The following is a 10,980-nucleotide window of genomic DNA, read 5'->3' as shown; positions in this document are numbered from 1 at the left end:
TCAGCTTGTTTTAGTATGGAGAGGATCTGACTGTCCGTGTATCGTGATTTTTTCATATTGAATCTCCTACGTTTAGATTACGAGAAAATTCTACTTTTGCCAGCAGTTATTTTTCGGGGGGATTACCCTTGGAATGATGTTAAATCCGACGTTGATAGATTAATACAAAATTTTCAACGTTCCGTTGATGTTTTAGGCAAGCGTGTCGTCGAAAATAAAAACCTCTTTGAGCTCTTTTTAGAGACGCCAAATACCCCATTCCCACAATCGGTTATTCCAATTCGTTACTATTCCGACAGCGATGAATATGGTTTCAATAATAATCGCTATAAAGATATTTTATTAAACGGTACTCTGATTGGACTCGGTAAGCCGCCGCGCGATCTACAATAACATAACTATATTCTACCAACGCTAGATCGCATTTGGAGTAGCAGTTTTCCGATGTTATTAAGCACCGATCAATTTTATCTATTCCATGAAGAACCGCACCAACAAAACCAGCACCGACGCTCAACGCCGATCAGCCAAAGAGAAGATAATGATCTGTTCGATGATACTTATAAGCGCGCTGACGAAGCCTTGTATCAAAGTAAGAAGCAGAACAGATAAAGGCTAAGAATAACGACTAGACGTTATCAGACACCACCACTAAGCCTAAATTACTTAACAGTTGTTCTTGTTGCCATTGGCAGATAATTGCCCCTGTTAAGCTAATACGACGAATATCCAAGCCTTCTAAATCCACATGAGATAAATTTGCTTCCAGCCACTCGGCTTGCTGCCACTGCTCTGGGCTAAATTCACCACGCGATAAATCAGCCCCTTTAAATGAGGTTCCTGATAAGTTAGCCCCGCCCCATCGGTTTTCAAATAAATCGCATTTTTCTAATTTTTGACGCTCTAAATTGGCATAAGAAAGATCGCAATTGGTGATATAAGCTGAGCAAAAATAGCTGTTATGGGTAATATAGTTGGCAAAATTAGTGCGTAAAAAACTCGCGCCTTTTAAGTGGCAATGACGCATTTCAATCCCAAACGCATCCGCACCATCAAAAATTGCCATACTCAAATTACAGCGTTGAAAACTGACCTCTTTTAGCTTTGAATGACTAAAATCGCAGCCTAAAACATTGCCACTTTCAATAAAAACACAATCAATAAACTTGGTTTCGCTAAGGTCTGAACGTGAGAAATCACAACAATAAAACTTACAGCCTTCAAACTGTAAATCTTGCAGATCCTGTTTAGAAAAATCATGTTCGCGATACACTGCTTGCTGGGTTTTTAAGTAGTTGGACATACAACACCGTCTTTAAATTACAATTTTCAATATCATACCGATGAACACAAGCAACCGATATAAAAAACGACATCTAACTTCGACCAATTGACAATAATAAGCAGCTTCAGGCTGGTTCAACACCCAGATAAAGTGTCGGCTGCACGACACCTATTCATATTTGTTATATTGCTTTTTCGATGTTTAAAAATTCTTCTCCAACTTGCCTAAATTTTGCTTGGTGGAAATACTCTATTTGATACACCAATCATGGATGATTGGTGAGGCTTCTTGCGTACAAGAATGTGCGGTTGTAGCCGTTATCTATCCCCTTCTTACTTAAAGCTACCGCTTTGTTGGCTACGTTCACTCACCCCAAATCACTTAGTGAACTAAGCTCATGGGGCTTCGCTTACTTGCCGCCTCACTGTAACTTCAATTACTTTGGGGATAACAATCGAGTGTTGTAGCCAAGGTAAACAAAACTTCTAGCAGCGGCCTTTTTGCCACCTTTTTGGCTGATGAAAAAAGGTTGGTCGCCGAAGACTGTGGGAGATCCTGAACTACGTTCGCGCCGCACTATTCAGGCTGACGAGTTTCTGGCGATAGCATTGACAGTTTACAGTTAGAATTGCAAGCGAGATTCCTTTTCTCTTCGCGTAAGCTCATGCATATAATGACGATTTCCTAACAATAAAATGGAGGATGACTTTCACATGAACCACCTAAAAAAAAGCCCTTTAATCAAATGACTAAAGAGCTGATTATGCTGAGATTAATACCTTATATTCTAATCAAGGTCGATTAACTGCTGCTTAAACTTCTTATGTTGTTGCGTAACACCGTCACTTGGACCACCGGTTAAAATACTCACCGCAATAATAGCAATGGTTGAGAACAATACTCCGGGTACAATCTCGTATACATCAAAAATACCACCGGTAAGTTGCTTCCAAACTACGATCGTAATACCACCGACTAAAATCCCAACTAACGCCCCATTACGGTTCATTTTCGACCAGTACAAACTCAGTACAATGGTAGGACCAAATGCCGCACCAAAGCCTGCCCATGCATACGACACTAAGCTTAACACTGAACTGTCTGGGTCCATCGCAAGGGTTAGCGCTAATACTGACAGCCCTATCACGGCAAAACGACCAACTTTGACCACTTGATCCGATGTTGCATCTTGTTTAAACACTTGTTTATAGAAGTCTTCGGCCAATGCGGAAGAAGACACCAAAAGTTGCGAATCAGCGGTACTCATGATCGCCGCCAAAATCGCGGCTAACAATATGCCCGCCATGACTGGGTGGAAGATCGCATTCACCAAAATCATGAATATTTTCTCACCATCGGCCAATTCAAGGGTTGGATGGCCGGTAACATACACTAGGCCCACTAAACCGACTAAGATCGCACCAAACATTGAAAGCGCCGTCCAAATTACCGCAATGCGGCGCGCTGTGGTTAAATCTTTATTGCTACGAGTCGCTTTAAAACGCGCTAAAATATGCGGCTGACCGAAGTAACCAAGACCCCATGCCACCAGTGATATAATCGCAATCGCCGTCATAGGCTCGCCTTTGGCATTGGTCCACATATCAAGCAGTTCTGGGTTAATAGCCGAGACATCCATATCAAGTTGTGAGAATCCGCCGTTCATTGCCGCAATTGGCACAATCAGCAATGCTGCCGACATCAGTAACCCTTGCACTAAATCGGTCCAGGCCACCGCGAGGAAGCCACCAAATAAGGTGTAGGAAATAACACAGACCGCACCGATAACCACTGCAATGCGATAATCTAAGCCAAATACGGTTTCAAACAATTTCCCGCCAGCGACTAAACCAGAACTGGTATAGAACAAGAAAAACAACAAAATGAAGAAGGCAGAAATGGTTTGGATCAGCTTCGATTTATCCAAGAAACGGCTGGCTAAAAAGTCGGGGATGGTAATGGCATCGGTAGTAATACTGTAAGTTCTAAGCCGCTTAGCACTGACTAACCAGTTCAGCCAAGTCCCGACCAATAAACCACCACAAATCCATCCGGCTTCAAGACCCGACGCATAAGCATAGCCCGGCACACCCAGCAGTAACCAGCCACTCATATCAGAAGCACCAGCGGATAAAGCCGCTGGCCATGGCCCTAAGGTTCGTCCTCCTAAAAAGTAGTCGGTTGAGTTAGCTGTGCGTTTATAAGCGTAATACCCTATCGCCAGCATTAAGATTAAATACGCGATAAAAGTGCCGCTAATCGCGAAGCTATTTTCGATCATAAAATATCCCTCGTTGTGTATAAAAAGCCCCTTCTATCTTGAAGGGTTGAAGATGAAAATCCAAAACCTTTGAATTTGCATCAAATTTCTTATTCAAGTAAACAATGAGCTAATAGGGTGAATGTTAATGCCCACTGCCTAACTCCAATAATGTTGCATTCCCCCCCACCGCAGTAATATTGATGGTGCGGGTTCTTTCAGTAATAAAGCGTAGCACCAAAGCCGGATCAAATGCGGATACTACTGCGTCTGGATCATCTGTCACTAATGGCACAATCGCCCCATCCCTTCTGCTCAATAAACGATTAATCTTGATCTGAATATCTGGTTTTGCGACCAATGCAGCAATCGCGATCTCGCTGTTGATAAGCTTAGCATGAGCATCATAGGCGACTATTTGAACCAAATGCGCAGGTAATGTCGTCCCAATCGCTTGCTGAATGTTGTGATTAAAGCTTTCATCATCACAGCACATCACCACACTATTACCGCCAATTAACGCTGCAGTCATAAAGCTCATGGCTATTTTTAATCGCTCATCCAGTCTTTCATCAGTACTGTCTTGCTCAACATTTTCCGTTGTCGGCGCAACCACTAAGGCGCACACACCACGACCTGCGCAGTACAACTCATTCGTTTCCCCTGTTGGACCAGGCATGATCTGCGGCTGTGCGAGGTAAGATTGAGCATGCTGAATTTTCAGGTTCATAATGTTACTAAGCGTAGCATCTATTTTATTTAATGAGTTGAATACCGATAGTAAGCACTCACTTTTAAATGAGTATTCGGTTAAGTTCCATTGTTGCCATGCGGTTTGGGCATCAAAAACCGTCACTTCTGAAAAACGTGTTATTGTCTGCATAATGTGACTCCTAAGCTTGAGTTGAATCGGTTTGTGAATGCGAGTTTACCTGACTTAATTGGGCTAAGACCTGTTGGGTAAAACGATACAAGTAATGCGGTCCGCCAGCCTTTGGGCCCGTGCCCGATAAACCTTGCCCGCCAAAAGGCTGAACGCCAACCACCGCGCCAACTTGATCGCGGTTGATATAACAGTTCCCCACTCGAGCGTGTTTTTCGACCCAACGATAAGTGGTTTCATTACGGCTATGGACCCCCATAGTAAGACCAAAGCCGGTACGATTAATCGCTTCGACCACTTTAGGTAATTGATCGGCTTTAAAGCGAATAATATGCAGTACAGGGCCAAATTTCTCTTCGGTGAGCACATTAATGTCATTAATTTCAATTGCAGTCGGGGCCACAAAATCACCATGTTGACATTCCTCCGTCAACGACAATTGTGCAACCACCTTTTGTGCATGTCGCATCGAATCAATATGGGCATTTAACTTATCTTTGGCCGCCGTATCAATCACAGGCCCAACATCGGTGCTATGTAAATACGGTAAACCGACTGAAAGCTCTCTCATCCCACCTTTGATTAATTCAATAATGCGGTCGGCCACATCCTGCTGCACATACAACACTCGGAGCGCAGAACAACGTTGGCCAGCAGAAGCAAATGCAGAACGCAACACATCACGCACCACTTGCTCAGGCAGCGCGGTGCTATCAACAATCATGGCATTTTGACCGCCAGTTTCAGCAATAAAGGGGACCGGTGCAGCTTCACGTTGCGCCAAAGTGGTATTAATACGTTGTGCGGTTGGGGTTGAGCCGGTAAAGGCAACCCCCGCAATAGCAGGATTGGATGTGAGTGCTTGTCCGATCAAAGCACCATTTCCCGGAAGCAATTGAATAGAGCCAGCAGGAAAGCCAGCTTCCATCATAAGTTCGACTGCGCGAGCGGCAATTAAACTGGTTTGCTCAGCCGGTTTGGCTATCACGGTATTACCACTGACTAAAGCGGCAGAAATTTGCCCCAAGAAAATCGCCAGCGGGAAGTTCCAAGGGCTGATACAAACAAAGACTCCTCGGCCTTCTCGGGTCATGTCGCGTTGTTCACCATCAAAATCGCTCACTGACTGCGGCGAGAATATATTGTCTTGTTTGGCATAAAAACGGCAGAAATCGACAGCTTCACGCACTTCATCAATACTATCGTGAATGGTTTTGCCCGCTTCTTTATGACATAGCGCCACCAGTTCAGCTAAGTGATCTTCTAAAAGATCCGCTAAACGGTCTAATTTTTCAGCGCGAATCTGATAGCTAAGCCTGTTCCACTCACGGAAGCATGATTTCGCTCCTTCAATTGCAGCGGAAACATGATCAAGGGTTGAAAATTGCACCGATCCCACTTGGATCCTTCTATCATAAGGCGCTGTGATCATTTGGATCTCTGCATCTGCCTGAATATCATCCTTGATCATGCTTTCGGGTTTGGTTTGATCTTGCTGAAAATTGTCATGGCAATACAGGGCGTTACCATTAATTATCGGCCCTGCTTGCCAAGTTTTCTCTAGCCATTGATTCACTTTAGCTTCAAATGGCTGAACTTCACTTAAGATATCAACATTGACACCGATTGAGTTTTTTCTATCGCTGAAAATTTCGCGTGGCAGAGGAATGGCAGGATTATCAAATCGCTCATTGGCCAATAAAGTATCCACTGGGTGTTGGTTTAAATCATCAATCGGACAGCGAGCATCCACTAAACGATGCACAAACGAACTATTGGCACCGTTTTCAAGTAGACGACGCACCAAATACGGCAATAAATCTTTATGACTTCCAACCGGTGCGTAGATCCGTACTGATTGCTGATAAGCCGCCATCGCATGGTGATAAAGCGAGTCTCCCATGCCATGCAAGCGTTGAAACTCAAACTCTTTGTGTGCAGCCATAGTGGCAATAGCACTTACAGTATGGGCGTTATGACTGGCAAATTGCGGGAAGATATTGCCACGAGCCTGTTCACTTAATAAAAAACGAGCACAAGCTAGATAGGCAACATCGGTAGACTCTTTACGGGTATAAACCGGATAATTTAAATATCCAGCTTGTTGTGACCATTTGATTTCACTGTCCCAGTACGCGCCTTTGACTAAACGAAGAGGGATCACATCGCCTTGCTCTTTGGCTAATGCATTCAACCACACCAAAACCGGCAAAGCGCGTTTAGAATAAGACTGGATCACCAACCCAAATTTCCCCCAACCTTTTGCCGCCTCACTTCGGTATAGCTTTTCAAATAGCTCAAGCGACATTTCAAGCCGATCCGCTTCTTCGGCATCAATCGTTAATGCCACATCCAATTGTCTGGCGTGAACGATCAATTGCTCTACCGTGGCGTACATTTGCGTCATTACCCGCTTTTTATTTGCCACTTCATAACGTGGATGCAATGCCGATAACTTAATCGAAACCGATGGCGCTGGGCTAACCTCATGATTAAACTTATCATTGCCTACCGCGCTTATCGCCATTAAATAATCGTTAAAATATTTTTTGGCATCATCGGTGGTCAGCGCCGCTTCACCTAACATGTCATAGGAATAGGTATATCCTTTGTCGCGCATGCCTTTGCCATTTTTTTGCGCCTCCACAATGGTGCGACCCAATACAAACTGATGTCCCATGATTTTCATCGCTTGGTTCATTGCTTGACGGATCACCGGCTCCGAAAATTTATTCACTAACCGATTAAGGCCTTGCGATGGGCTTTGCGTTTTCGATTCATGTAAGCCAACCACTTTGCCGGTTAACATCAATCCCCAAGTAGACGCATTAACAAACACTGAGTCAGAATTTTTTAAGTGAGATTTCCAATCCGCCACACTCAGTTTGTCGCGGATCAAGGCATCGGCAGTGGCAGCGTCAGGAATACGCATTAACGCTTCGGCTAAGCACATCAATAAAATGCCTTCATGAGTATCGAGGCTGTACTCTAAAAGCAAAGCATCAACCATCTGCACCGATTTTTTGTCAGCACGGATCGCTTGAATGAGTGCGGTAGTTTTGGCTTGAATGGTTTGTTTTTCTTGCTCACTGGGCGTAGCAAGTGGCAGTAATTGTTTTAACCAAGTCGATTCATCCACCATATACAACGGTGAAATTAATTCCCAAAGTTGCTCTAAGGGTTGTTGATTAAACTCGGCTGATAACACATCCGTTGCAGTAAACATGCACTTCTCACTCTTTAAGGCTCCATCAATGCACAGAGTGTAGTGCTATTTAAACCACAAAAAACGGTTAAAACTACGTTTAATTTAACTAAAACTCAGTTAATTTACAAAAAACCAACATTGTCACATATTTTTAATAACGGTAAATTAGCAGAGTTATGAAAGGTTTTTTCGGTAATGAGACGGTGATACGCCAACTAAACGACAAAAATTATTGGTAAACGTACTTTGATCTGAAAAACCAACAAGTTGAGAGATATGACCAAGATTATATTGCCCTTCTTTAATTAAACTTTGTGCTAATTCAATTCTTTTCTGCACAATGTATTGATGCGGGGTACAGCCAACTTGAGATTTAAACAACAAATGAAAATGACTTTCACCTAAAAAAACGCAAGCCGCTAAATTTGCTACCGATATTTTGCTGGCTAAATGTTGTTGAATATAGCGATCGATAAGGTCGATATTCAAACGGTTACCTTTTTTGAGCATTTCAAAAGGTTTAGTATGGCGATGTAATAGAGCAATAATAGTGTCTTGGCAAGCTTGGCATAACCATACATCATCTGGATCGGCCTGTATTTCTTTAACCAATAATTGCACTAACTGTTGGATTGGAAGATCGAGTTGAAAATAAATGTCTTTTTCTAATAAGGCATTCACGCGTTCATTCAAATCACTATCAACCGCTTCCATCTCCATAAAAAAATTCAGCACTAAAATATCGGATAAACCAATACCGCCAAAACGATGATCATAACCCGCCGGTACAATGCAACCTTGTCCAGGGCCAATAAGCTTCACTTCGCCATCCACTTCAAACTCAGCGCGCCCTTTTAAGCCAATCACGATCTGCGGATAGCCATGCTGGTGTCTTTCCATATAACTTGGCAGAGTGAGCACTTGCGCCGTTTTAGGTTCAGCATTGATGTCAAATTCAGCCATCCCTTTTCCCCCTCGGTTCCAACACTGAATGCGTGAGTTTGATCCTATATTGCTCTCTCTTGATCATAGTTCTGGAACGATGATCAAGAGCAAGTAAACTACGGTGATGGTAATTCCAACAACTCTTTATAAATCATAGAGCTAAAATCATTCTATTGACTGGGTTTTAATTTACACTGTAAATCCGCAAAGATCTTACTGATGCTCTCGAAACCCTAGATAATTTACGGTGCTAAGCGAGATATATCCCAGTTGGATTGATCGAGCTGAGGTTTCACATAAATAAAGCGATCATGCAGACGGCGTTCACCACCTTGCCAAAACTCCATGCTATCGACTTTAATTCGATAACCACCCCAAAAACTAGGGACAGGGATCTTGCCTTCGGCGAATTTTTCTTTTAGCTCTAAATACTTACCTTCTAACACGCCTCGCGCAGAGATACGGCTACTTTGCTTACTCGCCCAAGCGGCAAGCTGACTTTCTTTAGGACGAGAAGTGAAGTATTTCATATTTTCCATCGCGGTGAGTTTTTCAACCGTGCCGGTAATATGAACCTGACGCTCCATTGCATGCCATGGGAAATGTAAGCTGATCTTATTATTGTGTTGTAAGTGTAAAGCCTTGCGACTGCCAAGGTTGGTATAAAAAACAAATCCTTGGTTATCGACATTTTTAAGCAGCACAATTCGTTGAAATGGCTGTCCATGTTCATCGACGGTTGCCACTGTCATTGCGCTCGGATCATTTAACCCAAAATCAATCGCTTGTTGCAGCCACAGATTAAATTGATCTACAGGATTTTGCTCTAAATCTTCACGTTTTAAGGCACTTAACGCGTACTCACGACGCATATCAGAAAGTTTCATAACAAGTATCAGTCCATATTACTAAGTTGACTTATTTTGCTCTTAACTCGATCTCAAAACAAGCCTCGCCATCAGCATATGCCCAAGTAATACCAATTCCATAAATTTAAAGATCGTTCAAAATTGAGTACATAGAAAAGTGTCAAAGGCCATGGATGGCCTTTTCTCAAGCGACCAAAGACGGATCAGCGTCTTTTCGGTGTATTCAAATTGATCAAATTTTAAATGGAATTGATATAACTCGATAAACTCAACGCATAAAAAAGCCCCGTGATGCGCGATCTCTTTAAAAGAAATCCCATCTCGGGGCGAATTCCAATTACTTTATATCTGATAAAAATTGATCATATTTAAGTGGAATAAACATAATCAATTAACCTCGATCTAATTTACGCTTTCAAATTCCACTATTGCTGGTGGCGCAACCTGAGCTTTCTCGACCTTAATTGCGGCAACCTTAAATTCAGGAATACGCGCATACGGATCAGTTGCCTCAATGGTTAAGCGGTTCGCTGCTGCTTCAACAAAATGGAATGGGATAAATACTACCCCTTGTTGCATACGCTTGGTGACGAATGCCGCAATATTAATTTCACCACGACGACTCGATACTCGTAGCATTTCGCCATTGTGAATAGCCAGTTTTTCCGCATCTTGCACACTGATCATGGCGCGAGGGCCGGCAAGGTTATCTAAGCCTTTGGTTTTGCGCGTCATAGTACCGGTATGAAATTGCTCAAGCACACGTCCGGTGGTCAGCACTAATGGGTAATCATCATCGGGTAATTCGGCCGCATATTTAAACGTGGTTGGAATTAATTTACCTTTACCACGTAAAATGCCTTTGCTGTGCATTAAACGAGTACCTTGCGGATTCGCCTCATTACATGGCCATTGCAACCCTTCAGGGCCAATATTATCACAACTAATATGCGCATATTGTGGCGTCAGTTGGGTGATCTCTGTGGTGATATCACTGACTTTCTGATAGTTCCAATCTCCTCCCATCGCATTGGCAATTTGTTGGATGATCCACCAATCTTCTTGCGCTTCACCTGGGGCTTTCACAGCAGGGATCAAACGTTGTACTCGGCGCTCGGTATTAGTGAAATGACCCGTTTTTTCCGCAAATGAGTAAGCAGGTAGTACTACATCGGCATATTCAGCGGTTTCGGTTAAGAAAATATCTTGTACTACTAAGAAGTCTAATTCTTCTAGCCCTGCTAACACGTGCGCTTGGTTTGGATCGCTTAATACTGGGTTTTCGCCCATCACAAATAAACCTTTCACCCGTTGCTCACACGCTGCATCGATAATTTCCGTTAGGGTTAAACCAATTTGATCGGATAAATGCGGCGCTTGCCATGCCTTAACAAACTTAGCATCAAGATAAGCAACCTTCGGTTGCGACTTCAACGCAGTAAGTCTTTCGAATACAATAACGTGAAAGTATCACGTTAGGCTTTTCAATGTACGACCCTAATCATTTTAAACACCTATTTACGCTTGGTC

Annotated in this window: 8 protein-coding genes and 1 pseudogene; 2 read left to right on the top strand and 7 right to left on the bottom strand. The window is 43.0% G+C overall.

What is annotated here, in order from left to right; all coding sequences use genetic code 11:
• Window positions 1–96: 96 nt before the first annotated feature.
• Together HC723_RS15630 and HC723_RS15625 are read left to right on the top strand one after the other, a co-directional pair.
• Window positions 97–393: a hypothetical protein gene (locus tag HC723_RS15630; RefSeq protein WP_190339730.1), complete on the top strand. Its 297-nt coding sequence runs from the start codon at window positions 97–99 to the stop codon at window positions 391–393.
• 51 nt (window positions 394–444) lie between these two features.
• A complete protein-coding gene (locus HC723_RS15625) occupies window positions 445–612 on the top strand; it encodes a hypothetical protein (protein WP_190339729.1) in 168 nt (55 codons plus the stop codon).
• Window positions 613–628: 16 nt separating this feature from the next.
• On the opposite strand, the gene HC723_RS15620 is transcribed toward HC723_RS15625, so the two are convergent.
• The 7 genes and pseudogenes from HC723_RS15620 to HC723_RS15590 form a co-directional block, all read right to left on the bottom strand.
• Window positions 629–1,303, bottom strand: a complete 675-nt coding sequence (locus HC723_RS15620) for a Qnr family pentapeptide repeat protein (RefSeq protein WP_153448241.1) — start codon at window positions 1,301–1,303, stop codon at window positions 629–631.
• Window positions 1,304–2,072: 769 nt separating this feature from the next.
• Window positions 2,073–3,566: a sodium/proline symporter PutP gene (putP, locus tag HC723_RS15615; RefSeq protein ID WP_153448240.1), complete on the bottom strand. Its 1,494-nt coding sequence runs from the start codon at window positions 3,564–3,566 to the stop codon at window positions 2,073–2,075.
• A 124-nt stretch (window positions 3,567–3,690) separates the two neighbouring features.
• Entirely contained in the window at window positions 3,691–4,428 is a 738-nt protein-coding gene (locus HC723_RS15610; protein ID WP_178306496.1) for a 1-pyrroline-5-carboxylate dehydrogenase, read from the bottom strand.
• Between the two features lie 10 nt (window positions 4,429–4,438).
• Window positions 4,439–7,654: a bifunctional proline dehydrogenase/L-glutamate gamma-semialdehyde dehydrogenase PutA gene (gene putA, locus HC723_RS15605; RefSeq protein WP_153448238.1), complete on the bottom strand. Its 3,216-nt coding sequence runs from the start codon at window positions 7,652–7,654 to the stop codon at window positions 4,439–4,441.
• A 156-nt stretch (window positions 7,655–7,810) separates the two neighbouring features.
• Window positions 7,811–8,599, bottom strand: coding sequence for a helix-turn-helix transcriptional regulator (locus HC723_RS15600; protein ID WP_153448237.1), 789 nt, complete (start codon window positions 8,597–8,599; stop codon window positions 7,811–7,813).
• Window positions 8,600–8,823: 224 nt separating this feature from the next.
• Window positions 8,824–9,468 carry a pyridoxamine 5'-phosphate oxidase gene (gene pdxH, locus HC723_RS15595; RefSeq protein WP_153448236.1) on the bottom strand — a complete coding sequence of 215 codons (645 nt, stop codon included), beginning with the start codon at window positions 9,466–9,468 and terminating at the stop codon, window positions 8,824–8,826.
• A gap of 384 nt (window positions 9,469–9,852) precedes the next feature.
• A pseudogene (locus tag HC723_RS15590) lies at window positions 9,853–10,848 on the bottom strand (molybdopterin oxidoreductase family protein); the annotation flags it as partial.
• Window positions 10,849–10,980 lie beyond the last annotated feature (132 nt).

The sequence above is a fragment of the Vibrio sp. S11_S32 genome, from assembly GCF_014694465.1.
In the GTDB taxonomy this organism is placed as follows: domain Bacteria; phylum Pseudomonadota; class Gammaproteobacteria; order Enterobacterales; family Vibrionaceae; genus Vibrio; species Vibrio algicola.
Note: the sequence above shows the minus strand (reverse complement) of the source record. Positions and strands in the feature narration are given on the sequence as shown.

Bases quoted from the DNA above. Each gene is read 5' to 3' on its own strand.
- HC723_RS15625 (WP_190339729.1), top strand. From the start codon at position 445: ATGTTATTAAGCACCGATCAATTTTATCTATTCCATGAAGAACCGCAC.
- HC723_RS15620 (WP_153448241.1), bottom strand. From the start codon at position 1,303: ATGTCCAACTACTTAAAAACCCAGCAAGCAGTGTATCGCGAACATGAT.
- putP (WP_153448240.1), bottom strand. From the start codon at position 3,566: ATGATCGAAAATAGCTTCGCGATTAGCGGCACTTTTATCGCGTATTTA.
- HC723_RS15610 (WP_178306496.1), bottom strand. From the start codon at position 4,428: ATGCAGACAATAACACGTTTTTCAGAAGTGACGGTTTTTGATGCCCAA.
- putA (WP_153448238.1), bottom strand. From the start codon at position 7,654: ATGTTTACTGCAACGGATGTGTTATCAGCCGAGTTTAATCAACAACCC.
- HC723_RS15600 (WP_153448237.1), bottom strand. From the start codon at position 8,599: ATGGCTGAATTTGACATCAATGCTGAACCTAAAACGGCGCAAGTGCTC.
- pdxH (WP_153448236.1), bottom strand. From the start codon at position 9,468: ATGAAACTTTCTGATATGCGTCGTGAGTACGCGTTAAGTGCCTTAAAA.